This window comes from Geodermatophilus amargosae, assembly GCF_900116515.1.
Taxonomy (GTDB): domain Bacteria; phylum Actinomycetota; class Actinomycetes; order Mycobacteriales; family Geodermatophilaceae; genus Geodermatophilus; species Geodermatophilus amargosae.
Genome location: NZ_FPBA01000028.1, coordinates 1 through 23,070, shown reverse-complemented (window position 1 = coordinate 23,070; position 23,070 = coordinate 1). Strand labels below are relative to the sequence as shown.

Annotated in this window: 26 protein-coding genes; 20 read left to right on the top strand and 6 right to left on the bottom strand. The window is 73.5% G+C overall.

Annotated elements, in window-relative coordinates; all coding sequences use genetic code 11:
* Window positions 1-2 precede the first annotated feature (2 nt).
* From BM414_RS24535 to BM414_RS24470, 14 genes are all read left to right on the top strand, one after another.
* Window positions 3-644: an L-threonylcarbamoyladenylate synthase gene (locus tag BM414_RS24535; RefSeq protein ID WP_093583896.1), complete on the top strand. Its 642-nt coding sequence runs from the start codon at window positions 3-5 to the stop codon at window positions 642-644.
* Between the two features lie 197 nt (window positions 645-841).
* Window positions 842-2,161 (top strand): glycosyltransferase family 4 protein, encoded by a 1,320-nt coding sequence (locus BM414_RS24530; protein WP_093583895.1) that lies wholly within the window; start codon window positions 842-844, stop codon window positions 2,159-2,161.
* Entirely contained in the window at window positions 2,158-2,634 is a 477-nt protein-coding gene (locus tag BM414_RS24525; RefSeq protein ID WP_093583893.1) for a Cg1360 family ATP-synthase-associated protein, read from the top strand. Before BM414_RS24530 ends, BM414_RS24525 begins: the two co-directional genes overlap by 4 nt.
* A gap of 13 nt (window positions 2,635-2,647) precedes the next feature.
* The gene (locus BM414_RS24520; protein WP_093583891.1) at window positions 2,648-2,974 is read left to right on the top strand and encodes an AtpZ/AtpI family protein; all 327 of its coding nucleotides are present in this window, start codon (window positions 2,648-2,650) and stop codon (window positions 2,972-2,974) included.
* Window positions 2,971-3,801, top strand: a complete 831-nt coding sequence (atpB, locus tag BM414_RS24515) for a F0F1 ATP synthase subunit A (RefSeq protein WP_093583889.1) — start codon at window positions 2,971-2,973, stop codon at window positions 3,799-3,801. Before BM414_RS24520 ends, atpB begins: the two co-directional genes overlap by 4 nt.
* 91 nt (window positions 3,802-3,892) lie before the next feature.
* A complete protein-coding gene (gene atpE, locus BM414_RS24510) occupies window positions 3,893-4,120 on the top strand; it encodes an ATP synthase F0 subunit C (RefSeq protein WP_093583887.1) in 228 nt (75 codons plus the stop codon).
* A gap of 49 nt (window positions 4,121-4,169) precedes the next feature.
* Window positions 4,170-4,751 (top strand): F0F1 ATP synthase subunit B, encoded by a 582-nt coding sequence (locus tag BM414_RS24505; protein WP_093583885.1) that lies wholly within the window; start codon window positions 4,170-4,172, stop codon window positions 4,749-4,751.
* Window positions 4,751-5,569 (top strand): F0F1 ATP synthase subunit delta, encoded by an 819-nt coding sequence (locus BM414_RS24500; protein WP_093583883.1) that lies wholly within the window; start codon window positions 4,751-4,753, stop codon window positions 5,567-5,569. The genes BM414_RS24505 and BM414_RS24500 overlap by 1 nt, the downstream gene beginning before the upstream one ends.
* A 55-nt stretch (window positions 5,570-5,624) precedes the next feature.
* A complete protein-coding gene (gene atpA / locus BM414_RS24495) occupies window positions 5,625-7,340 on the top strand; it encodes a F0F1 ATP synthase subunit alpha (RefSeq protein ID WP_245784962.1) in 1,716 nt (571 codons plus the stop codon).
* Window position 7,341: 1 nt separating this feature from the next.
* On the top strand, window positions 7,342-8,283 hold the full coding sequence (locus BM414_RS24490; RefSeq protein WP_093583881.1) for a F0F1 ATP synthase subunit gamma: 942 nt from the start codon (window positions 7,342-7,344) through the stop codon (window positions 8,281-8,283).
* A gap of 65 nt (window positions 8,284-8,348) precedes the next feature.
* Window positions 8,349-9,785, top strand: coding sequence for a F0F1 ATP synthase subunit beta (atpD, locus tag BM414_RS24485; protein WP_093583879.1), 1,437 nt, complete (start codon window positions 8,349-8,351; stop codon window positions 9,783-9,785).
* Window positions 9,786-10,037: 252 nt separating this feature from the next.
* Complete coding sequence (locus tag BM414_RS24480) at window positions 10,038-10,250, top strand: hypothetical protein (RefSeq protein ID WP_093583877.1); 213 nt, start codon at window positions 10,038-10,040, stop codon at window positions 10,248-10,250.
* A gap of 141 nt (window positions 10,251-10,391) precedes the next feature.
* Window positions 10,392-10,781: a F0F1 ATP synthase subunit epsilon gene (locus BM414_RS24475; RefSeq protein WP_093583875.1), complete on the top strand. Its 390-nt coding sequence runs from the start codon at window positions 10,392-10,394 to the stop codon at window positions 10,779-10,781.
* 30 nt (window positions 10,782-10,811) lie between these two features.
* Window positions 10,812-11,213: a DUF2550 domain-containing protein gene (locus BM414_RS24470; RefSeq protein ID WP_093583873.1), complete on the top strand. Its 402-nt coding sequence runs from the start codon at window positions 10,812-10,814 to the stop codon at window positions 11,211-11,213.
* 7 nt (window positions 11,214-11,220) lie between these two features.
* Here the strand turns inward: BM414_RS24470 and BM414_RS24465 are convergent, their stop codons facing one another.
* Complete coding sequence (locus BM414_RS24465) at window positions 11,221-11,823, bottom strand: cob(I)yrinic acid a,c-diamide adenosyltransferase (RefSeq protein WP_093583871.1); 603 nt, start codon at window positions 11,821-11,823, stop codon at window positions 11,221-11,223.
* A gap of 90 nt (window positions 11,824-11,913) precedes the next feature.
* Here BM414_RS24465 and murA point away from each other — a divergent pair, with 90 nt between their 5' ends.
* Window positions 11,914-13,194, top strand: coding sequence for a UDP-N-acetylglucosamine 1-carboxyvinyltransferase (murA, locus tag BM414_RS24460; RefSeq protein ID WP_093583869.1), 1,281 nt, complete (start codon window positions 11,914-11,916; stop codon window positions 13,192-13,194).
* A 7-nt stretch (window positions 13,195-13,201) separates the two neighbouring features.
* Here the strand turns inward: murA and BM414_RS24455 are convergent, their stop codons facing one another.
* Window positions 13,202-13,600 carry a hypothetical protein gene (locus tag BM414_RS24455; protein WP_245784961.1) on the bottom strand — a complete coding sequence of 133 codons (399 nt, stop codon included), beginning with the start codon at window positions 13,598-13,600 and terminating at the stop codon, window positions 13,202-13,204.
* Between the two features lie 60 nt (window positions 13,601-13,660).
* Between BM414_RS24455 and BM414_RS24450 the strand changes: the two genes are divergently transcribed.
* Window positions 13,661-15,679, top strand: coding sequence for a protein meaA (locus BM414_RS24450; protein ID WP_093583867.1), 2,019 nt, complete (start codon window positions 13,661-13,663; stop codon window positions 15,677-15,679).
* A 75-nt stretch (window positions 15,680-15,754) separates the two neighbouring features.
* Here BM414_RS24450 and BM414_RS24445 read toward each other — a convergent pair whose 3' ends face one another.
* A complete protein-coding gene (locus BM414_RS24445) occupies window positions 15,755-16,966 on the bottom strand; it encodes a sensor domain-containing phosphodiesterase (RefSeq protein WP_093583865.1) in 1,212 nt (403 codons plus the stop codon).
* Window positions 16,967-17,025: 59 nt separating this feature from the next.
* The gene (locus tag BM414_RS24440) at window positions 17,026-17,751 is read right to left on the bottom strand and encodes a YqjF family protein (RefSeq protein WP_217644917.1); all 726 of its coding nucleotides are present in this window, start codon (window positions 17,749-17,751) and stop codon (window positions 17,026-17,028) included.
* A gap of 58 nt (window positions 17,752-17,809) precedes the next feature.
* Here BM414_RS24440 and BM414_RS24435 point away from each other — a divergent pair, with 58 nt between their 5' ends.
* The gene (locus BM414_RS24435; protein WP_093583861.1) at window positions 17,810-18,583 is read left to right on the top strand and encodes an enoyl-CoA hydratase-related protein; all 774 of its coding nucleotides are present in this window, start codon (window positions 17,810-17,812) and stop codon (window positions 18,581-18,583) included.
* Between the two features lie 3 nt (window positions 18,584-18,586).
* Window positions 18,587-19,165 carry a DUF6273 domain-containing protein gene (locus BM414_RS24430; protein WP_093583859.1) on the top strand — a complete coding sequence of 193 codons (579 nt, stop codon included), beginning with the start codon at window positions 18,587-18,589 and terminating at the stop codon, window positions 19,163-19,165.
* Here the strand turns inward: BM414_RS24430 and BM414_RS24425 are convergent.
* Window positions 19,162-20,001 carry a hypothetical protein gene (locus tag BM414_RS24425; RefSeq protein ID WP_093583857.1) on the bottom strand — a complete coding sequence of 280 codons (840 nt, stop codon included), beginning with the start codon at window positions 19,999-20,001 and terminating at the stop codon, window positions 19,162-19,164. The genes BM414_RS24430 and BM414_RS24425 overlap by 4 nt on opposite strands.
* Before the next feature lie 65 nt (window positions 20,002-20,066).
* Between BM414_RS24425 and nucS the strand changes: the two genes are divergently transcribed.
* Window positions 20,067-20,738 (top strand): endonuclease NucS, encoded by a 672-nt coding sequence (gene nucS / locus BM414_RS24420; protein WP_093583855.1) that lies wholly within the window; start codon window positions 20,067-20,069, stop codon window positions 20,736-20,738.
* Here nucS and BM414_RS24415 read toward each other — a convergent pair.
* Complete coding sequence (locus tag BM414_RS24415; protein WP_217644916.1) at window positions 20,735-21,223, bottom strand: AAA family ATPase; 489 nt, start codon at window positions 21,221-21,223, stop codon at window positions 20,735-20,737. The two genes, nucS and BM414_RS24415, sit on opposite strands and share 4 nt — an antisense overlap.
* 94 nt (window positions 21,224-21,317) lie before the next feature.
* Between BM414_RS24415 and BM414_RS24410 the strand changes: the two genes are divergently transcribed.
* Window positions 21,318-23,070 (top strand): 3-hydroxyacyl-CoA dehydrogenase family protein (locus BM414_RS24410; protein WP_093583853.1); only part of this gene is annotated, 1,753 nt, incomplete at its 3' end.

Sequence of the window (23,070 nt, the reverse complement as noted above, 5' to 3'; positions counted from 1 at the left end):
CCGTGGCCGACCTCTACGACTGCACCGACCCCGAGCAGCGCGCGGCGGGTCTCGACGCCGCCGCCGCCGCGATCGCCCGCGGCGAGCTGGTGCTCGTCCCCACCGACACCGTCTACGGCGTGGCCGCCGACGCCTTCTCGCCCACGGCGGTCGCCGGGCTGCTGGCGGCGAAGAATCGCGGCCGCGCCATGCCGGTGCCCGTGCTGGTCGGCGAGGCCTCCACGCTGGCCGGCCTGACGATGAGCGTGCCGCGGGTGGCCTCGCGGCTGGCGGAGGCGTTCTGGCCCGGCGGCCTCACCCTCGTCATCGAGCACGCACCCTCGCTGGCCTGGGACCTCGGTGACGCCGAGGGCACCGTCGCCGTCCGGCTCCCCGACGACGACGTCGTCCGCGCCCTGCTGCGCCGCACCGGCCCGCTGGCCGTCTCCAGCGCCAACCGCTCGGGCCGGCCCGCCGCCACCAGCGCGGAGGAGGCGACGGCGCAGCTCGGCGAGCACGCCGCGGTCGTCCTCGACGGCGGCCCGCGGGCAGGCTCGGCGCCCAGCACGATCGTCGACTGCACCGGCCCGGTGCCACGGGTGCTGCGCGTCGGCGCCGTCTCCGTCGAGCGGCTGCGCGAGGTCGTCCCCGAGACGACCGACTGAGTAGGGACCCCGTCCTCCGCACACCCGGAGCGGGGCCCGGGCGCTCCGGGTCCCGCTCCGTCCCGTGACGGGGGGATACCGTGGGGGCACCGCCAGTCCCGTCCGCCCGTCGTCTCGCCTCCGGGAGCACCGTCGCGATGAGCACGCCCGCTGCGCGCCCGGCCGGGACCCTGCGCGGTCTGCACCAGGGCTGAGCCGTGCGCGAGTACGCCGTCGTCCTGCTCACCGCGGGCCTGGTCACCTTCCTGGCCACCCCGGTCGTGCGGATCGCGGCGGTGCGGCTGCGCATGATGGCCGCGCCCCGCGAGCGCGACGTGCACGTCATCCCGACCCCGCGCGGCGGGGGAGTGGCGATGTACCTCGGCGTGGCGGCGGCGGTGATGGTGGCCACCCGCCTGCCGGCGCTGCAGCGCACCTTCGACGACTCGCAGACCGCCGCGGTGCTGGTCGCCGGCGGCCTCATCTGCCTGCTCGGCGTCCTCGACGACAAGTTCGGCCTCGACGCGCTCACCAAGCTGACCGGGCAGATCGCCGCGGCCGGCGTCATGGTGCTGCTCGGCGTCCAGCTGGCGTTCCTGTTCCTGCCGTTCGCCGACATCGGGACCATCTCCTTCGGCCCGGACGTAGGCGTTCCGCTGACCATCCTGCTGACCGTCATGACGGTCAACGCGCTCAACTTCATCGACGGCCTCGACGGGCTGGCCGCCGGCGTCTCGGCCATCGCCGCGCTGGCCTTCTTCGCCTACAGCTACAACCTCAGCAGCGTCGGCTACGACGAGGTGGCCAGCGCCCCGGCCCTGGTGACGGCGGTGCTCGCCGGGGCCTGCCTGGGCTTCCTGCCGCACAACTTCAGCCCGGCGCGGATCTTCATGGGCGACTCCGGGTCGATGCTCGTCGGCCTGATGCTGTCGGCCGCCGCGGTGAGCGCCACCGGCCGGGTCGACGCGCAGTCCTTCGACTCCGCCGCGAGCCTGCTGCCGCTGGCCCTGCCCCTGCTGGTGCCGGTGGCGGTGCTCTTCATCCCGTTCATCGACCTGCTCCTGGCCGTCGTCCGCCGGACCCGGCGAGGACAGTCACCGTTCTCACCGGACAAGATGCACCTGCACCACCGGCTGCTGTCCATCGGACACTCGCACCGCCGGGCGGTGCTGACCATGTACTTCTGGGCGGCTCTCCTGTCCTTCGGTGCGGTGGCCCTCTCGGTCACCGGCGGGACGGTCGAGCTGCTCGTCGTGATCGGGGTGCTGCTCGTCGTGGGTGTCGTCGTCGTCCTCGGGCCGCACGCCCGCCGTGCGGCCCGCGAGGCTCGGGCCGCCGAGATCGCCGCCCAGCGCCGGCGCAGCCGCGCCGCCCACCCGACCGCCCGGGCCCACCGCACGGGCGGCCGGCCCGCCGGTGCCACGGCGTCCACCAGCGCGCCGCTGTCGCCGACGCCGCCGGCGTCCGCGCCGCCGTCCGGGCCGGCTCCCGGGCCGGCCGCCCCGCGGGCCGCCGGTGCCGGCCGGGGTGTGCGGTGAGCGCGCCGCGGTCGGCGACGCCGGTCCCGTGGGACCTGTCGTTCCTCAAGGTCGGCGCGCTGGTCACCGGAGCCGTGGCCGTCGTCGCGGCGCTCGTCGCGGGGGTCGTGGCCGGCTGGGCCGACGCCGTGGGCGTCCTGGTCGGCGCGCTCGTGGTGACGGCGTTCTTCGTCGTCTCCGGTGTCGTCATCGCCTGGGCGGGGCGGATCAACGAGACCTTCACGCTGCCTGCGGCGCTGGGCACCTTCTTCGTCAAGGCGGTCGTGCTCTTCGGGGTCCTGGGCGCCCTGCCGGAGGACGGCTGGCTCGACCGGCTGACGATGGCCTGGTCGGTCGTCGTCGGGGCCCTGCTGTGGAGCGGCGTCCAGCTGCGGTGGGTGTGGACCCGCCAGCTCTACTACGTGACCCCGCCCGCACCACCCGGTCAGGCGACCGTCCCCCCGGCACCGGGCGGGACCGCGACACGCGGCTGATAGTGTCCCCGCGATGGCCGAGGACGACCCCACCCGTAGGGAGCCCCGGCCCCGACCTGCGCGGGCACCCTCTCAGGGCAGCGGTGCCGAGACCGGTTACGCGGTCATCGGCACGATGATCTCCGGGATGGCCGTGTGGGGCGGAGCCGGGTGGTTGCTCGACCGGTGGTTGGACACGCGGGTGTTCGTGCCGGTCGGCATCCTCCTGGGCATCTCGGTGGCCATCTACCTGGTCGTCGCGCGGTACGGCGGCCTGCCCCCAGCACCGGGGGCAACGGACGACGGCAAGACCCCGGGCGGACGACGGAGCCGGCCCAGGACGCAGAAGGGACAACGGTGACCTCCAGCGCCCTCGCGCTCGCAGGCGTGCTCGCGGTCGAGGAGAGCGGCGGCGGGGACGGCTTCCAGGCCCCCGGCCTCAGCGAGTTCTACCCCGAGCCGATCGCCGAGTTCTCACTCCTGGGCGTCGACTTCGCCATCACCCGCATCACGCTGGGCCTGTGGTTCGCCACGCTCGCGATGCTCGTGTTCATGGTCATGACGGTGCGCAGGCCCCAGATCGTGCCGGGCAAGCTGCAGTTCGTCGGCGAGAGCGGCTACTCGCTGGTCCGCGACGGCATCGCCCGCGACGTCGTCGGTCCCCGGGGCATCCCGTTCGCGCCGTTCCTCGCGTCGCTGTTCTTCTTCATCCTCGCGAACAACTTCATGTCGATCCTGCCGCTGGCGCAGATCTCGCCGATGTCGAAGTTCGCGTTCCCGCTGGTCCTCGCCCTGATCTGCTGGGTGCTCTACATCTACATCGGCATCCGCGAGCAGGGCGCCGGCAAGTACTTCAAGGACATCCTGTTCCTGCCCGGTGTGCCCAAGGCGATGTACGTCCTGGTGACCCCGATCGAGATCCTGCAGAACTTCATCGTGCGGCCGTTCACCCTCGCGGTCCGGCTCTTCGCGAACATGTTCGCCGGCCACATGCTGCTGGTCGTCTTCTCCCTCGGCGCGGTCTACCTGTTCAGCCGCGACAACTTCTCGATCGTCTTCGGGCCCATCTCGGCGCTGATGGCGATCGTGATGACGTTCTTCGAGCTGCTGGTGATCTTCCTGCAGGCCTACGTCTTCACCGTGCTGATGGGGACCTACCTCAACGGCTCGATCGAGGCCGAGCACTGACGGCCTGACCCGCCCCCCGACCGCACCACCCGCACGACCCCCGCAAGCCGCCCGGACGTCCCGGGCGACGACACAGGAGGAACACCCCGACATGGATCTTCTCGCTGAGCTGAACGGCAGCATCGGCTCCGTGGGCTACGGCCTCGCGGCGATCGGCCCGGGCATCGGCGTCGGCATCGTCTGGGCGGCCTACATCCAGGCCACCGCCCGCCAGCCCGAGTCGGCCGGCCTGACCCGCACCTACGCCTTCCTCGGGTTCGCCCTCTCCGAGGCCCTCGCGCTGATCGGCTTCGTCGTCCCCTTCGTCTACGGCACCTGATCCGTCCCTCCGGGTACGGACGGCGACATCGAGACAGGACACTGAGACCATGAGCATCCTCGCTGCGGAGAGCGCCAACCCGCTCCTGCCGCCGCTCGGCGAGATCATCATCGGCCTGATCGCCTTCGCGGTCGTGATGTTCGTCTTCTTCAAGTTCATCGCACCGCGCTTCGAGCAGGTCTTCCGGGCCCGCCGCGAGGCGATCGAGGGCGGGATCGAGCGGGCGGAGGCCATGCAGGCCGAGGCCAAGGCCGCGCTGGAGCAGTACCGCGCGCAGCTGGCCGAGGCCCGCACCGAGGCCGCGCAGATCCGGGACCAGGCCCGCGCGGAGGGCCAGCAGATCCTCGAGGAGCTGCGGACCCAGGCGCAGGAGGAGTCGGCGCGCATCGTCGCCCGCGGCGAGGAGCAGCTGGCCGCCAACCGGCAGTCGGTCATCAACGAGCTGCGCGGCCAGATCGGCGCACTCGCCGTCGACCTCGCCGGCCGCGTGGTGGGGGAGTCCCTGGAGGACGAGTCCCGCCGTCGCGGCACCGTCGACCGGTTCCTCGACGACCTCGACGGCATGTCCGGGGGCGGCGCCTCCGACGGCCGCACCGGCAGCACGGTGTTCGTCCCCGGCGGCGACCGCTGATGGACGCCTCCAGCCGGGCGGCGCTCATCGCCAGCCGCGAGCGCCTGGCGGAGACCACCAGCGGTGCCGCCGGTCCGGGGCTGCTGGCGCTGGCCGACGAGCTGTTCGCCGTCGCGCGGCTGCTCGACGGGCACGTCGCGCTGCGCCGGGCGCTGTCGGACCCGGCGGGCAAGCCGGCCGACCGGGCCGGCCTCGCCCACCGGATCTTCGACAGCCGCGTCTCGGCCGCCGCCGTCGACCTGGTCGAGACCGTCGCCCGGCAGCGCTGGTCGCGGCCGCTCGACCTGGTCGAGGCCGTCGAGACGCTCGCCACGGACACCGCCCTGGACGCGGCGGAGGCCCGGGGCGAGCTCGAGGGCGTCGAGGACGAGCTGTTCCGGTTCGGCCGGATCGTCGGCGGCGACCCGCAGCTGTCCCGCATCCTCTCCGACGACGCGGCCCCGGCCGAGGGCCGGGCGGCGCTGCTGGACCGGCTGCTGTCGGGCCGGGTCAGCCCCGTCACCGAGCAGCTGGTGCGGAACTCGCTGACCGCCCGGCACGTGGGCAACGCCGAGGTCCGTGTCGAGCGCCTCTCCGAGGCGGCCTCCGCCCGGCGTGGCCGGTCGGTCGCCCACGTGACGACGGCGGTGCCGCTGTCCGCGCCGCAGGAGCAGCGGCTGCGTGAGGTGCTCGGCCGCATCTACGGGCGGACGATCGGTCTGCAGGTGACCGTCGACCCCGAGGTCCTCGGCGGCCTGATCGTGCGCGTCGGCGACGAGGTCATCGACGGCAGCATCGCCAACCGGCTCGAGGTCGCGGGCCGCCGGCTCGCCGGCTGACGCGACCACCCCAGAACCACAGACTCACGACCCAGCAGGGAAGAGGACGCGCGCCATGGCCGAGCTGACCATCTCCGCAGACGAGATCCGCAGTGCCATCCAGAACTACGTCACCGAGTACTCCCCGGACGTCTCCCGGGAAGAGGTCGGGACCGTCACCGAGGCGGGCGACGGCATCGCCCGGGTCGAGGGCCTGCCCTCGGTCATGACCAACGAGCTGCTCGAGTTCGAGAGCGGCGTCCGCGGCCTGGCGCTGAACCTCGACGTCCGCGAGGTCGGTGTCGTCATCCTCGGTGACTTCGCCGGCATCGAGGAGGGCCAGCAGGTCCGCCGCACCGGCGAGGTCCTGTCGGTGGCGGTCGGTGACGGCTACCTCGGCCGCGTCGTCGACCCGCTGGGCAACCCGATCGACGGCGCCGGCCCGATCACCACCACCGGCCGTCGCGCCCTCGAGCTGCAGGCGCCCACCGTGGTGCAGCGGCAGTCGGTGCACGAGCCGCTGCAGACCGGCATCAAGGCCATCGACGCCATGACCCCGATCGGCCGTGGCCAGCGCCAGCTGGTGATCGGCGACCGGCAGACCGGCAAGACGGCGATCGTCACCGACACGATCATCAACCAGAAGCAGGCCTGGGAGACCGGTGACCCGGCCCAGCAGGTGCGCTGCATCTACGTCGCCGTCGGCCAGAAGGGCTCGACGATCGCGGCGATCCGCGCCTCCCTCGAGGAGGCCGGTGCGATGGAGTACACGACGATCGTCGCCGCCCCGGCGTCGGAGTCGGCCGGCTTCAAGTACATCGCCCCCTACACCGGCTCGGCCATCGGCCAGCACTGGATGTACGAGGGCAAGCACGTCCTGATCGTCTTCGACGACCTGTCCAAGCAGGCCGAGGCCTACCGCGCCGTCTCGCTGCTGCTGCGCCGCCCGCCGGGCCGCGAGGCCTACCCCGGCGACGTGTTCTACCTCCACTCCCGCCTGCTGGAGCGCTGCGCCAAGCTCTCCGACGACCTGGGCGCCGGCTCGATGACGGGTCTCCCGCTCATCGAGACCAAGGGCAACGACGTGTCGGCCTACATCCCGACCAACGTCATCTCGATCACCGACGGGCAGATCTTCCTCGAGACCGGTCTGTTCAACTCCGGTGTCCGCCCCGCCATCAACGTCGGCATCTCGGTGTCCCGTGTCGGCGGCTCGGCGCAGATCAAGGCGATGAAGTCGGTCGCCGGCCGCCTGCGGCTGGACCTGGCGCAGTACCGAGAGCTGGAGGCCTTCGCCTCCTTCTCGTCGGACCTCGACGCCTCCAGCCGGGCCACCCTCGACCGCGGCCAGCGCCTCGTCGAGCTGCTCAAGCAGGGCCAGTACCAGCCCTACCCGGTCGAGCGCGAGGTCGTCTCGCTGTGGCTGGGCACCACCGGCAAGCTCGACCGTGTCCCGGTCGGCGACGTGCGGCGCTTCGAGTCGGAGTTCCTCGACCACATCGCCCGGGCCGAGCCCGGCGTGTACGACGAGATCCGCACCTCGCGGGCGCTCGGCGACGACGCCGTCAGCAGCCTCGGGCGCGCCGTCGAGGGCTTCTACAGCCAGTTCACGACGTCGGACGGCAGCTCGCTGACCGACGAGGACGACGACGCGAGCACCACCGGTCAGCGCACCGACGGCCAGCGCACCGCCGGTCAGCGCACCGACGGCCAGCGTGGCGGCGCCCAGGTTGGCGGGACGACGCAGGGCGGCGCGACGGCGCAGGGCGCCACCGCGGCGAAGAGCGCCTGACGTGGCCGGTTCCCTCCGTGCGCTGCGGCGTCGCATCCGCTCCACCCAGTCGACGAAGAAGATCTTCTCGGCCCAGGAGCTGATCGCCGGTGCCCGCATCGTGCGCGCCCAGGCGCGGGTGGAGGCGTCCAAGCCCTACGCCCGCGAGATCACCCGCGTGCTGTCCGCCCTCGCGGCGTCGGCGTCCCTGGAGCACCCGCTGCTCAACGAGCAGACCGGGACCGGCCGGGCGGCGGTCCTCGTGGTCACCTCCGACCGCGGGTTCGCCGGCTCGTACAACGTCAACGTCCTGCGGCGGACCGAGGAGCTGCTGGGCACCCTGCGCCAGCAGGGCAAGGAGCCGGTGCTCTACGTCGTCGGGCGCAAGGGGGAGACCTACTACTCCTTCCGCGACCGCCCCGTGGAGCAGACCTTCACCGGCTTCTCCGAGCAGCCGGCCTACTCCGACGCGCAGGACGTCGGCCGGGCGCTGATCGACGTCTTCACCCCCGGTGACGACGCCGACCGCAGCGGCGCCGTGGACGAGGTGCACATCGTCTACACCGAGTTCAAGTCGCTGCTGGCCCAGGTGCCCACCGCCCGCCGGCTGGCGCCGATGGACACCAGCGAGCTCGAGGACCCGGCCGAGGACGGGGAGGGGAGGAACACCGGCGACTCCGGCGTCCCGACCTCCTACGAGTTCGAGCCCTCGCCCGAGGCGCTGCTCGACGCGCTGCTGCCGAAGTACGTCACCACCCGCATCTACGCGGCGCTGCTCGAGGCCGCGGCCTCGGAGTCGGCCTCGCGCCGGCGGGCGATGAAGTCGGCGTCGGACAACGCCGAGGAGCTGGCCAAGAACCTCTCTCGCCAGGCCAACCAGGCCCGGCAGGCCGAGATCACCCAGGAGATCAGCGAGATCGTCGGCGGCGCCGACGCGCTGGTGTCCGCCGGCGCCGACGACTGACCACTCCACCCCGCCTCTCCGGCGGGGACACTGGACCTGAGATCCACCTGAGCCCAGGAGCACCCATGACCGTCACCGAGGACCGTCCGACCACCCAGACGAGCGGCCGCGTCGTCCGGGTCACCGGGCCGGTCGTCGACGTCGAGTTCCCGCGCGACTCGATGCCCGACCTGTTCAACGCCCTGCACGTCGACGTGACCCTCGCCGACCTGGGCAAGACCCTGACCCTGGAGGTCGCCCAGCACCTCGGCGACAACGTGGTCCGCACCATCTCGATGGCACCGACGGACGGCCTCGTCCGTGGCGCCGAGGTCACTGACACCGGCACGGCGATCAACGTCCCGGTCGGCCCGGGCGTCACCGGCCACGTGTTCAACGCACTCGGCGAGTGCCTGGACACCCCCGGCTACGGCCGCGACCTCCCGCGCTGGTCGATCCACCGGCACGCGCCGCGGTTCGACCAGCTCGAGGGCCGCACCGAGCTGCTCGAGACCGGCATCAAGGTCATCGACCTGCTGACCCCCTACGTGGCCGGCGGGAAGATCGGCCTGTTCGGCGGGGCCGGCGTGGGCAAGACGGTGCTCATCCAGGAGATGATCCGCCGCGTCGCCCAGGAGTTCGGTGGCGTCTCGGTGTTCGCCGGCGTCGGCGAGCGCACCCGTGAGGGCAACGACCTCATCACCGAGATGACCGAGTCCGGCGTCATCGACTCGACCGCTCTGGTCTTCGGCCAGATGGACGAGCCGCCGGGCACCCGGCTGCGCGTCGCGCTCTCGGCGCTGACGATGGCGGAGTACTTCCGCGACGAGCAGAACCAGGACGTGCTGCTCTTCATCGACAACATCTTCCGGTTCACCCAGGCCGGGTCCGAGGTCTCCACGCTGCTGGGCCGCATGCCCTCCGCCGTGGGGTACCAGCCGACCCTCGCCGACGAGATGGGCGAGCTGCAGGAGCGGATCACCTCGACGCGCGGCCACTCGATCACCTCGCTGCAGGCGATCTACGTGCCCGCCGACGACATCACCGACCCGGCGCCGCACACCACATTCGCCCACCTCGACGCGACGACCGTGCTCTCGCGGCCGATCTCGGAGAAGGGCATCTACCCGGCCGTCGACCCGCTGGACTCCACCAGCCGGATCCTCGACCCGCAGTACGTCGGGCAGGAGCACTACCAGGTCGCGCAGACCGTCAAGCAGATCCTCCAGCGGTACCAGGAACTGCAGGACATCATCGCGATCCTCGGCATCGACGAGCTCTCCGAGGAGGACAAGGTCACCGTGCAGCGCGCGCGGCGGATCGAGCGGTTCCTCTCGCAGAACATGTTCGTGGCCGAGGCGTTCACCGGGCAGCCCGGTTCCTACGTGCCGCTGTCGGAGACCCTCGAGGCGTTCAAGGCGCTCACCGAGGGCCGCTACGACCACGTGCCGGAGCAGGCGTTCTTCATGTGCGGTGGCCTCGAGGACCTCGAGCGCAACGCGGAGAAGCTCAAGCGCGGCTGAGGCTCCACCGGAGCGTGACGACGGCCGGGTGCCCCTTCGGGGGTGCCCGGCCGTCGTGCGTCCCGGGACTGCGGGTGCGTGCCCGACCGGTGACGCAGCGTCGGGACGTGCCCGGCGGTGACACCCGGAGGGGTTGACCTCACCGCCGAGATGGGCAGTGGGCTTCCCGACACACCCTCAAGAGCGGGAACCTCGCTGCCGATCGAGCAGATGGCGCCCGGAGGGACCGGACGTGCCGCGCAGGAGACGACGATGGACTGGCTGGATGCGACCAGCTTCGACGGCACGGTGACCCGCCTGCCGGCGGGGACCGCCGACCCCGGGTGGACCTGGCCGCCGTCGGCAGTCGTGTCCTCCGTCCAGGACATCTCCTACGACACCGAGGACTGGGCCCCGGCCTCCAGCGTGCGCCACCCGTGGGTGCGCGTCGGGCGCTGGACGCTGCTCTACCGTCGCGCGTCGTAGCCCGGCCGCCCGGGCGGGTGACCGCCGGGCGACCCGCGCCGGACACGCCCGGACCCGCGGCTAGAGTGAGGACGACCGTCGCCGCGCCCGCTTCCCGGCCGGCGTCCCAGCACCGCTCGTCGGTGGACCCGGAGGAGTGTCGTGGCGACCCTGCAGGTCGAGTTGGTGGCCGTCGAGAGGACCATCTGGTCCGGTGAGGCCAGCATGGTCATCGCCCGCACGACCGAGGGCGAGATCGGCGTCCTGCCCAGCCACGCCCCGCTGCTCGGCGAGCTCGCGCCCGGCGGCGTGGTCACCATCCGCACGACCGAGGGCCAGGACGTCGTCGCCGCCGCCCACGGGGGCTTCCTCTCCGTGACGCCGCAGGGCGTGTCCATCCTCGCCGAGACGGCGGAGATCGCCTCCGAGATCGACGTCGAGCGCGCCCGCGAGGCGCTGCGCCGCGCCGAGCAGGCCGGCGACGACCCCGAGGCCCTCGCCGCCGCCCGCCGCGCGCAGTCCCGCCTGCGGGCCGCCGGTCAGGGCGACTGACCCGACCGGACCGCGACCGCCGACCCGCCGGTGACCACCGCCCTCCTCGTCCTCGCCGGGGTGCTGGTCGTCGTCCTGGTGGTCGCCTTCCTGATCCGCCGCCGCTTCCTGCTCTCCGGGCTCGGCGCGGTGACCATGTGGCTGCGTCCGGCCGGGAGCTCCCGGTGGTCGGTGGGCGTCGCCTGGTACGGCGGGGACGCGCTGCTCTGGTACCGGGCCGTGTCGCTGTCGGTACGCCCTCAGCAGCGGTTGTGCCGCACCGAGGTGCACGTCGAGAGCCGGCGGGGGCCGGGCCGCGACGACGTCGCCCTGCCCGACGACGCCGTCGTCCTCCGCTGCGACACCAACCGCGGGCCCACCGAGCTGGCCATGGACCTCTCGACCGTCACCGGCTTCCTGTCCTGGGTGGAGTCCGCCCCACCCATCCGCTAGTCCCTCCTCAGGTTCTGGCGGCCCGCTGGGCGTGCACGCCGCTGTGCGCTCCGGGCTCCCACAGCACGTCGCCGTCCGGGTTGGCCTCGCGGGCGAGGATGAACAGCAGGTCCGACAGCCGGTTGAGGTAGCGCGCGGTCTCGGCGTTGGTGCGCCCGCCGTCGGCCTCCAGCAGCGCCCACACGCTGCGCTCGGCCCGCCGGACGACCACGCGCGCCTGGTGCAGCAGCGCCGCCAGCGCCGTCCCGCCGGGCAGCACGAAACTGGTCAGTGGAGGCAGCGCCTCGTTGTGCTCGTCGCACGCCACCTCGAGCCGCTCGGTGTAGGCGGCGGTCACCCGCAGCGGCGGGTGCGCGGGGTCGGGCACCACGGGCGTGGACAGGTCGGCGCCGACGTCGAACAGGTCGTTCTGCACGCTGCGCACGAGCCTGACCACGTCCTCGGACGGCGACCCGAGCGCCAGCGCCAGGCCGAGCACGCTGTTGGCCTCGTCGACGTCGGCGTAGGCGATCAGCCGCGGGTCGGTCTTGGTCACCCGGCTCATGTCGCCGAGGTGCGTCTGCCCGGCGTCTCCGGTCTTCGTGTAGATGCGGGTGAGCCGGACTGTCATGGTCCCTGAGCCTAGGCGGTGCTGCGGCGCGTGCCCCCGGGCCCGGGACGCTGACCGGAGCCGTCCGCGCGGCCGCCGTAGGGTGGCCCGGTGCAGTGCTTCGAGGTGACCGGCGGCACGGCCCTGACCGGACGCGTGCGGGTCACGGGGGCGAAGAACAGTGCCCTCAAGCTCATGGCGGCCGCGCTGCTGGCGGCCGGGCGTACGACGATCGACGAGGTCCCCGACATCCTCGACGTCGCGATCATGAGCGAGGTGCTGCGCCGCCTCGGCTGCGGCGTCACCTACGAGCGGTCCGGGAAGCCCGGCGGCGGGGGACGGGTCGTCGTCGACGTCCCGGAGGACCCCGACACCGAGACCGACTACGACCTCGTGCGCAAGATGCGCGCCTCGATCAGCGTGCTCGGCCCCCTGGTCGCCCGCCGCGGCAGCGCCCGGGTCGCTCTCCCGGGCGGCGACGCGATCGGCTCGCGCGGCCTGGACATGCACATCTCCGGCCTCGAGCGGCTCGGCGCCTCGATCCACAGCGAGCACGGCTTCCTCGTCGCCACCGCCCCGCGCCTCAAGGGCACGTCGATCTGGCTGGACTTCCCGTCGGTCGGCGCCACCGAGAACCTGCTGATGGCCGCGGTCCTGGCCGAGGGGACGACGGTCATCGACAACGCCGCCCGCGAGCCGGAGATCGTCGACATCTGCTCGATGCTCACCGCGATGGGCGCGCGCATCGACGGCGCCGGCACCTCCACGCTCACGATCGAGGGCGTCGACTCTCTCGCGCCGGTCACCTACTCGACGGTGCCCGACCGGATCGTGGCCGGGACCTGGGCGATCGGGGCGGTGATGACCCGCGGCGACGTCGTCGTCGAGCGGGCCCTGCCCCAGCACCTCGCCGTCCCGCTGGACAAGCTGGTCAGCGCCGGCGCCACCGTCGAGGTGGTGGAGGACGGCATCCGGGTCGCGATGGACGAGCGCCCGCGCGGGGTCGACGTCGTCACGCTGCCCTTCCCCGGGTTCCCCACCGACCTGCAGCCGATGGCGGTCGCGCTGGCCGCGGTGTCCACCGGCACGGCCCTGATCACCGAGAACGTGTTCGAGGGCCGCTTCATGTTCGTCAACGAGCTCGTGCGCCTCGGCGCCGACGTGCGCATCGACGGCCACCACGCCGTCGTCCGCGGGCGCGAGCGGCTGTCGTCGGCGCCGGTGCTGGCCACCGACATCCGCGCCGGTGCCGGGCTGGTCCTGGCCGGGCTGCTCACCGACGGGGTGACCGAGGTGCAGGACGTGCACCACGTCGACCGCGGCTACCCCGACTTCGTCGACCTGCTGCGCGGCCTCGGCGCCGGGATCGAGCGGATCGAGCGCCCGGACTGAGCCGCGGCTACGCCGCAGGAAAGGAGGCGGCCAGCTCGCGGGCGCGGGCGGCGTCCTCCGGGAAGACGAAGACGTCGGCGCGGTGCGCCTCGGGGAACCGGATCGTCGAGCGGATCCCGGCGTCGGAGAGCACCGCGCGCAGCGCCAGCGCCGACTCCCGGCGGGACAGGGTGGCCACGCGGGTGAGCAGGCCGTCGTCGGCGGGCGAGGGACGGCCGCGGCGCATGCCGCCGGTGGAGTTCCCGCCGAAGGCCCAGCGCATGAACAGCACGAGCAGGACCATGACGACGATCGCGATGACCGGCCCGGCGATGTAGCTGAGACCGCCCGGCTGCAGCATCCCGACCCCCTCGACGAGCGGCGCCGGGGCCCTCCCGGCCCGGTCGCACACGATCGAGTGTGCCACCGCCGGAGCACCCGGACCGGTGCTGCTACTCACCAGTAGCGGCCCCTACACTCCGCTGGCATGCCGTTCCCTTCATCGCCGAAGGAGCGCGACCACCCCTGGGTCATGCGCACCTACGCCGGCCACTCCTCGCCGGCCGAGTCCAACGCGCTCTACCGCCGGAACCTGGCGAAGGGGCAGACGGGCCTGTCGGTCGCGTTCGACCTGCCCACGCAGACCGGTTACGACCCCGACGACGAGCTCGCCGTCGGTGAGGTGGGCAAGGTCGGCGTCCCGGTCACGCACATCGGCGACATGCGGGCGCTCTTCGACGGCATCCCGCTCGACGGGATGAACACGTCGATGACGATCAACGCCACCGCGATGTGGCTGCTGGCGCTCTACCAGGCGGTCGCCGAGGAGCAGGGGCACGACGTCACCGAGCTCGCCGGGACGACGCAGAACGACATCATCAAGGAGTACCTGTCGCGGGGGACCTACGTCTTCCCGCCCGGGCCCTCGATGCGGCTGATCACCGACGTGGTCGCCTACACCGTGACGGCGATGCCGAAGTGGAACCCGATCAACATCTGCAGCTACCACCTGCAGGAGGCCGGGGCGACGCCGGTGCAGGAGATCGCCTACGCGATGAGCACCGCGATCGCCGTCCTGGACTCCGTGCGCGACTCCGGCCAGGTGCCGCAGGAGCGCTTCGGCGAGGTGGTCGCGCGCATCTCCTTCTTCGTCAACGCGGGCGTCCGCTTCGTCGAGGAGATGTGCAAGATGCGCGCCTTCACCCAGCTGTGGGACGAGCTGACGCGGGAGCGCTACGGCGTCCAGGACGCCAGGCACCGGAGGTTCCGCTACGGCGTCCAGGTCAACTCCCTGGGCCTGACCGAGGCGCAGCCGGAGAACAACGTCCAGCGGATCGTGCTGGAGATGCTCGCGGTCACGCTGTCCAGGGACGCCCGCGCCCGCGCGGTGCAGCTGCCGGCGTGGAACGAGGCGCTGGGCCTGCCCCGGCCGTGGGACCAGCAGTGGTCACTGCGGCTGCAGCAGGTGCTCGCCTACGAGACCGACCTGCTCGAGTACGAGGACCTGTTCACCGGGTCGGTCGTGGTGGAGCGGAAGGTCGCCGAGCTCGTCGAGGGCGCCCGCGCCGAGATCGCCCGGGTGCAGGAGATGGGCGGGGCCGTGGCCGCCGTCGAGTCCGGGTACATGAAGGGCCAGCTCGTCGGCTCGCTCGCCGAGCGGCGCCGCCGGATGGAGAGCGGCGAGGACGTCGTCGTCGGCGTGAACCGGTTCGACACCACGGAGCCCAACCCGCTGACCGCCGACCTCGACACCGCGATCATGGTCGTCGACCCGGCCGTGGAGGCCGCCGCGCAGGAGGCCGTCCGGGAGTGGCGCGCCGGGCGCGACCCCGAGCCGGTCGAGCGGGCGCTCGCCGCGCTCCGCGAGGCCGCCGGCAGCGACGTCAACCTGATGGAGGCCACGCTGCAGTGCGCCCGTGCGGGCGCGACGACGGGGGAGTGGGCCGGCGTGCTGCGCGAGGTGTTCGGCGAGTACCGGGCCCCCACGGGTGTGGCCGCGGCCGCCGGCAGCGGCGAGGCCGACGAGTCGCTGGTGCTCGTGCGCGAGCGGGTGCACGCCACCGGCGAGGAGCTCGGCGGCCGGCTGCGGTTCCTGGTCGGCAAGCCCGGCCTCGACGGGCACTCCAACGGCGCCGAGCAGATCGCCGTCCGCGCCCGCGACGCCGGGTTCGAGGTCGTCTACCAGGGCATCCGGCTCACGCCCGCGCAGATCGTGTCCGCCGCCGTCGAGGAGGACGTGCACGTCGTCGGGCTGTCGGTGCTGTCCGGGTCGCACCTGCAGGTGGTCCCGGCGGTGCTGCAGGGCCTGCGCGAGGCCGGGCTGGACGACGTCCCGGTGGTCGTCGGCGGGATCATCCCCGACAGCGACGCCCGCCGGCTGCGCGAGCAGGGCGTGGCCCGGGTGTTCACGCCCAAGGACTTCGGGCTCAACGACATCATGGGCCACGTCGTCGACGTGGTCCGCGAGGCCAACGGCCTCGACGAGAGGGTCCCCACCCCCGTCTAGTCGAAGGACCCCTGCTCCCCACCCCTCGCAGGCTCGGGGCGGTGCCCGGCAGGGGGCCGGCAGCGGCAGGGAGGATCAATCCACGGGCGCGGGGCGGCCGAACACGTGGCCCTGGCCGTAGCGGACGCCGCGGGCGACCAGGGCGTCGCGCTCGGCCGGGGTCTCGACGCCCTCGGCCACCAGCCGGGCCCCGGTCTCGGCGGCGAAGGCCACCATCGCGGCGGTCATCGCCTGCCGGGCCGGGTCGGTGTCGACCCCGCTGACCAGCGCGATGTCGAGCTTGATGGTGTCCGGGCACAACCGCAGGATGTGCCGGAGGCTGGCGTAGCCGGCACCGGCGTCGTCGATGCTCAGCCGGATGCCCGCCGCGCGGAGGGGCTCGAGCGCGGCCAGGACCGGCGCGTAGTCCTCGATCGGCGAGTGCTCGGTGATCTCCACGGTGAGCGCCGTCGTGTCCGCCCCGTCGAGCAGCACCGCGGCCACCGCGGGCGACACCAGCGCGATGGGGGACAGGTTGACCGCCAGGCGCAGCCCCCGCGGCAGCCGGCCCGCGACGCCGAGCGCCGACCGCACCGCCAGCAGCTCCAGCTCCACCCCCAGGCCCACCGCCGCGGCGTCGGCGAACAGCGTCGCCGGACCGCCCTCGTGCCCGGGGAAGCGCGACAGTGCCTCGTGGGCCACGACCCTGCCGGTGTGCATGTCCACCACCGGCTGCACGTGCACGGTGACCGCGCCCCGGTCCAGGACCTGGCGGACGCGGGTCCGGCGGGCGGCGAGCTCGGCCTCGGCGAGCTCCTCGGCGGCCATCCGGTCACCGATCAGCTCGGCCAGCATCTCCACCGTGCGCACCGAGGAGCCGTCGAGCTGCTCGCCGGCGTCCCGGCTGATGCAGCACAGCATCCCGACCGGTCGCCGGTCGGGGCTGCGGACGGGCGCCCCGACGTAGGAGCCGATGCCCAGCTTCCCGGTGACGGCGAGGTCGCGGGTGAGCGGGTTGCGGTCGGCCGCGGTGACCACCGGTGGCAGCTGACCGGACAGCACCCGCACGCAGAACGACTCCTCCAGCGGCAACGACATGCCCTCGGAGACGTGCATGCCGTCCAGGTCGCCGGTGGCCGAGGTGATCTCCTGGCGGTCCTCGGAGAACACCGAGAGCCACGCCACGTCCATCCCGAGCCGATCGCGCGCGAGGTCCAGCAGGCGGTGCACCCAGTCGTCGGCACGGTCGGCGGTCTCCACGACGGCGGTCTCCACGACGGCGGTCGCGGCGGACCGTGGTGCTGCCACGGGCACATCCTCGCGGCTGGGGGCGCTCCTGCCCAGGGGTTGCGGAACGGCCCCGTACGTCAGAGGCGGGGGCCGAACCGGACGTCGACGCCCGGGGAGAACAGCACGCTGTCGGGCGGCCCCTCGACGCCGGGCAGGCCGGCCGCGGCCAGCAGGTCGCCGTCCCAGGCCAGCAGCTCGGCGCGGTGCAGCGGCCAGGCCGGGTGCTCGTTGGGCCAGTAGCGGGTGCGGCCGAAGGCGGTCTGGTGCAGCCCCCAGCGGCCCGTGAGGAACCGCTCGACCGGCCCGGGATCGGTCAGCCGCGGGCCCACCCGCAGCTCCACGCGGCCGCCGGCGCCCCGCGGCCCCGGCCAGCGCCGCCGGGAGGTGTAGGTCAGCAGGTCACCGTCCCGGTCGAAGCGCATCCGCGACCACAGGTACGGCAGTCCCGCGGCCCGGGCGACGAAGACCGGCAGCAACCGGTCGGCGTCCAGGGACCGGAAGACGACGCCGCGGCGGCCCTCCTCGTCGACCGAGTAGAGCCGCACGTTGGTCTCGAGGAAGGAGCCGACCCACGGCAGTCCCGGCGAGCCGAGGACGCCGATGCGGCGCATGCGGAAGGGCACCAGCCCGGCCCAGGTGCGCCCGTCCGGCGTCGTGTCCGGCCTGGTGCCCGGCGGCAGCAGCGGCGCGACGGCGGCGGGGTCGAGCGCCCAGTGCACGAACGCGACGTCGCGCCAGCCCTGGCTGAACAGCGTCCGGCCGGCGGGGCGGGGCGCGGTGTCGGTGACCTCCTCGACGTCCACCACCCCAGCGTCCCAGCGACGTTGCCGCCGGGCCGCCGGGCGTGGTGAGGTCGCCCACATGACCGCAGAGGGTGCGCCCCGCGTCGAGCGGGACGGCGACGTCGTCCGCATCACCATGTGCCGGCCGCAGCGGCGCAACGCGCTGTCCCGCGAGCACCTGGAGCAGCTGCTGGCCGCCGTCGCCGACGCCGGGGAGAGCGACGCGACCGGCATCGTCCTCGGCGCGGAGGGGCCGGTCTTCAGCGCCGGCCACGACTTCGCCGACGTCCTCGACGCGCCCGTGGCCGACGTGCGCAGCCTCCTGGCGCTGTGCACCGAACTGATGCGGGCGCTGCAGGAGGTGCCGCAGGTCGTCGTCGCGCGGGTGCACGCCCTGGCCACCGCGGCCGGCTGCCAGCTGGTCGCCTCCTGCGACCTCGCGGTGGCCGCGGAGTCGGCCGGCTTCGCCGCCCCCGGCGGCAAGGGCGGCTGGTTCTGCCACACGCCGATGGTCGCCATCGCCCGCAACGTCGGCCGCAAGCGGGCCATGGAGCTCGCGCTGACCGGCGACGTCATCGACGCGCGGACGGCGCTGGACTGGGGACTGGTCAACCGCGTGGTGCCCGACGACGGGCTCGACGCCGCCGTGGACGAGCTGATGGCCCGGGCCACGCGCGGCTCGCGGGCGAGCAAGGCGTGGGGCAAGCAGACGATGTACGCCCAGCTCGACCGGCCCGAGCGGGACGCCTATGCTGTCGCCGTCGAAGTGATGGCCGGCGCCAGCCAGCTCGACGGAGCCCGCGAGGGCATGCGGTCGTTCCTGGAGAAGCGCCGGCCGGTCTGGACCGACTAGGGGGTGCCGGTCGCGCCCGCCCTCGCCGACGCCCGGCCCGGGGTCCTCGTCGACCTCGGCCGGTACCCCCAGCAGGCCGACGGCGCCGACAGCACCCCGGTCTCGTGGCTGGGCGGGACCTTCCTGCGGCGGGCTTCCACCGGGGCCGAGCAGGAGCTCCTCGTCGCGCACCGGTGCGACGACAACGGTGACGGGACGCCCGACACGGTCGACCGGGTGTTCCTGCTCGGCGTGCCGGAGGTCCGGGCGCTCACCCACCGCGGCCGAGGGGACGGGGTGGACCGACGGGCGGTGGCCACCCCTTTCGCGGTGCAGCGGAAGAGCGACGGCAGCCGTCTCCACGTGTACGACGAGACCGTCGAGGCGGACTTCCTCGTCGTCGACGAGGAGCGGCGCGGGCGCTCGTGGTGGTGGCTCAGGTCCCAGCCGCAGGCGCAGGACGGCACCGCGACGCGAGCCGCGTCCGTCGGCCCCCGAGGGGACGTCAACAGCCACGGCCGGGTCGACCGGTCCCGCATCGGGGTGCGGCCGGCCGTCGTGCTCGACGCCTCCCGCGTCGCGGTCGGTCCGCAGGCCGGCTAGCCGCCGAGGTCGGCGCAGCCGGTCTCATGGGGGAGGACCGGCCGGAAGGCGATCGACCACCGCGCGCCGTCCGGGGTGACCCACGGCGTCTGGACGTTGGCCGAGGCCGCCGCCGCGAGGACGTCGGCCGCCTGCTGGCCGGTGGCGCTCACGCAGGTGATCCCCGCGCCCAGCGGCGTGCCCGGCAGCGCCGGCCCCGGCCAGGCGACGTCGGGCTGCGGCAGCTCCGGGTCGCCGCCGCGGTGCGGCTGGACCACCGCGGCGACCGTCTGCGGCACGTAGACCTCGGCCGGGCCCGCCACCAGGCCGGTCAGCTCGTCCTGCAGGTCGCGCAGCCGCCCGCGCGCCTCGGCCTGCTCCGCGGTCAGCGCGTCGTCGGGGGTCTCGGCGAGGGCGTACACCTCGCGCACCGTCGTGCCCTCGCCGGTGGTCAGCGTGAACCGGGTGGTGGGCGCGTCGGCCACCGGCGGCTCGCCGAGGTCGCCGTCCTCGGTCACGCCGGCCTGGACGGCGCGGTCGACGAGGTCGCGCAGGGCGGCCTCGTCGACCTGCTGCACCTGCACGCTGGGCAGCGCCGGCGACGGCCAGATCTCGATCTGCGCGCCCTGGGTCAGCACCCGCCCGTCGCCGTAGACGCTGACCAGCGGCAGCCGGGTGGCCAACTCCTCCGGTGAGGTGAACCCGCCGGTGTGCGCGACCTGCAGCACGAGGCCCGGGGGCAGGGGAGCCGCCGGGGACGACGGCGAGCCCGCGTCGGCAGCGTCCTGCGCGCACCCGGCGAGGCCCAGCGCGAGGACCAGCAGGCCGGCCGCGCGCACCGTCGACGTCGTCGTCACGGTCCTGGCACGCGTGACCGGGCTCGGCGGTTCCCGTCGTGACCCGACCGGTACCGTCGGCGCCCGTGCGCCTGGTCATCGCCCGTTGCTCGGTCGACTACATCGGGCGGCTGACCGCCCACCTGCCCATGGCCCAGCGGCTGCTGCTGGTCAAGGCCGACGGCTCGGTGTCGGTGCACGCCGACGACCGGGCCTACAAGCCGCTGAACTGGATGAGCCCGCCGTGCACGCTGAAGGACGAGCTCGTCGACGGCGCGGGGACCTGGACGGTCACCAACAGGGCCGGTGAGCAGCTGGTCATCACCATCGAGTCGGTCGAGCACGACTCCGCCCACGAGCTCGGCGTGGACCCCGGCCTGCAGAAGGACGGCGTCGAGGCCGAGCTGCAGCGGCTGCTCGCCCTGCACGTGGAGACCTTCGGGCAGGGGTGGCAGCTCGTCCGCCGCGAGTACCCGACCGCGATCGGCCCGGTCGACCTGCTCTGCCGCGACGCCGACGGGCGGACCGTGGCCGTGGAGATCAAGCGGCGCGGGGAGATCGACGGCGTCGAGCAGCTGACCCGCTACCTCGAGCTGCTCAACCGCGACCCGCTGCTCGCGCCGGTGAAGGGCGTGTTCGCCGCGCAGGAGATCAAGCCGCAGGCACGGGTGCTGGCCACCGACCGCGGCATCGACTGCGTGACCGTCGACTACGCCGTCCTCAAGGGGACCGACGACCCCTCGCAGCGCCTCTTCTAGCCGACGTCCCGGGCGATCGCGACGAGGCGGTCGGCGACCTCCGCGGCGGGGGCGCGGGTGTCGATCCCCGCGTCGGCCGTGGCGCGCAGCAGCGGCTCCACGGCGGCAAGGCCGCCCAGGAGGCGCTCGGCGTCGCTCTCGCCGAAGCCGTTGGTCGTCCGGCCGGCCAGCCGCCGGAGCAGCACGTCCACCGGGGCGCTGAGCAGGACGACGGCGGCGAACCGCGGACGGAAGCGTCCCTGGCCGGACACGCAGCCGGCGACGAAGAGCGGCTCGCCGGCTGCGTCCTGCTCGTGCCGGGCGCGCAGGACGTCGATCCGGTCCTCGCGCCAGAGCTGCTCCGGGCGCCCCTCCTCGGCGGACCACACCTCCACGGCGTAGCCGCCGGAGTCGGTGTCCACGACGCGGGAGCCCCGCCGGGCCAGCTCGGCCAGCGCCGTCGACCTGCCCGTCCCGGACATGCCGGTGACCAGGATCGCGACCACCCGGGGACGGTAGCGGGGACCGCCACCCAGGGGCGGGACCGTGCTGCCGGGGTGGGAGACTCCGGGGGTCCAACGGACGGGAGGAGATGGCAGCGTGGCCAGAGAACTGACCGAGGTCGGCGTGGTGGGGCTGGGCACCATGGGTGCGGGCATCGCCGAGGTGCTGGCCCGCGCGGGCCTGTCGGTGACCGCCGTGGAGATCAGCGAGGACGCCCTGGCCCGCGGTCGCGGCCACGTCGACCAGTCGACGGACAAGGCCGTCTCGCGCGGCAAGCTGGAGCCGGCCGAGCGCGACGCCATCCTCGGGCGGATCCGGTTCAGCACGTCGCTGGAGGACCTGTCCTCGGCCGAGCTGGTCATCGAGGCCGTCCCGGAGCGGATGGAGCTCAAGACGGAGCTCTTCGCGAAGCTGGACAAGATCTGCCCGCCGGACACGATCCTGGCCACCAACACCTCGAGCCTGTCGGTGACGGAGCTGTCGGTGGCCACCGGCCGGCCGAGCAAGGTCATCGGGATGCACTTCTTCAACCCGGCGCCGGTCATGAAGCTGGTGGAGGTCGTGCGCACAGTGGTGACCGAACAGCCGGTCGTCGAGGACGTCGAGGCGCTGGCCGACCGGCTGGGCAAGGTCGACGTGACCATCGGTGACAAGGCCGGCTTCATCGCCAACGCGCTGCTGTTCGGCTACCTCAACCACGCGGTCTCGATGTACGAGAACCGCTACGCCAGCCGCGAGGACATCGACGCGGCCATGCGGCTGGGCTGCGGCCTGCCGATGGGCCCGCTGGCGCTGATGGACCTCATCGGCATCGACACCGCCTACGAGATCCTCGACACGATGTACAAGCAGTCGCGCAACCGGCTGCACGCGCCCAGCCCGGTGATCAAGCAGATGATGACCGCGGGCCTGCTGGGCCGGAAGTCCGGCCGCGGTTTCTACACCTACGCCACCCCGGGCTCGGCCGAGGTCGTCGCCGACGAGCACACCCCGCCGGCCGGCGGTGCCGCCACGGGCGCCCGCCCGGTCTCGGCCGTCGGCGTCGTCGGCTCCGGGACGATGGCCACCGGGATCATCGAGGTCGTCGCCAAGGGCGGCTACGACGTGCTGTTCCAGGCCCGCTCGCCGGAGAAGGTGGAGGCGGTCACCGCGGCCCTGCGCAGGTCGCTGGACAAGCAGGTCGCCCGCGGGCGGCTCGACGAGGCCGGCCGCGACGAGGTCCTCGGCCGCGTGCGGGGCACGACGTCGCTGGACGACTTCGCCGACTCAGACCTGGTCATCGAGGCCGTCGTGGAGTCGCTGCCGGTCAAGCAGGCGCTGTTCGCCGCCCTGGGGGAGATCGCCAAGCCCGGCGCCGTGCTGGCCACGACGACGTCGAGCCTGCCGGTCATCGAGTGCGCCAAGGCCAGCGAGCGCCCCGCCGACGTCGTCGGCCTGCACTTCTTCAACCCCGCGCCGGTGATGAAGCTGGTCGAGGTGGTCAGCACCATCGCCACCGCCCCCGACGTGGCCGCCACCGCGCACGCGGTCTGCGCGCAGCTGGGCAAGCACGCGGTCTCCTGCACCGACCGCGCCGGGTTCATCGTCAACGCGCTGCTGTTCCCCTACCTCAACGACGCGGTGAAGATGCTCGAGGCGCACTACGCGACCGCCGACGACATCGACGCCGCCATGAAGGTCGGCTGCGGCTACCCGATGGGCCCGTTCGAACTGCTCGACGTCGTGGGCCTGGACGTGTCGCTGGCCATCGAGCGGGAGCTGTACACCGAGTTCCGGGAGCCGGGCTTCGCGCCGGCGCCGCTGCTCGAGCACCTGGTCACCGCCGGCTACCTCGGCCGCAAGACCGGCC

Excerpts from the sequence above, each read along its gene's own strand:
- atpE (WP_093583887.1), top strand. The coding sequence starts at position 3,893 with ATGGATCTTCTCGCTGAGCTGAACGGCAGCATCGGCTCCGTGGGCTAC.
- BM414_RS24520 (WP_093583891.1), top strand. The coding sequence starts at position 2,648 with ATGGCCGAGGACGACCCCACCCGTAGGGAGCCCCGGCCCCGACCTGCG.
- BM414_RS24435 (WP_093583861.1), top strand. The coding sequence starts at position 17,810 with ATGACCGCAGAGGGTGCGCCCCGCGTCGAGCGGGACGGCGACGTCGTC.
- BM414_RS24480 (WP_093583877.1), top strand. The coding sequence starts at position 10,038 with ATGGACTGGCTGGATGCGACCAGCTTCGACGGCACGGTGACCCGCCTG.
- BM414_RS24505 (WP_093583885.1), top strand. The coding sequence starts at position 4,170 with ATGAGCATCCTCGCTGCGGAGAGCGCCAACCCGCTCCTGCCGCCGCTC.
- BM414_RS24465 (WP_093583871.1), bottom strand. The coding sequence starts at position 11,823 with ATGACAGTCCGGCTCACCCGCATCTACACGAAGACCGGAGACGCCGGG.
- BM414_RS24450 (WP_093583867.1), top strand. The coding sequence starts at position 13,661 with ATGCCGTTCCCTTCATCGCCGAAGGAGCGCGACCACCCCTGGGTCATG.
- atpD (WP_093583879.1), top strand. The coding sequence starts at position 8,349 with ATGACCGTCACCGAGGACCGTCCGACCACCCAGACGAGCGGCCGCGTC.
- atpA (WP_245784962.1), top strand. The coding sequence starts at position 5,625 with ATGGCCGAGCTGACCATCTCCGCAGACGAGATCCGCAGTGCCATCCAG.
- BM414_RS24500 (WP_093583883.1), top strand. The coding sequence starts at position 4,751 with ATGGACGCCTCCAGCCGGGCGGCGCTCATCGCCAGCCGCGAGCGCCTG.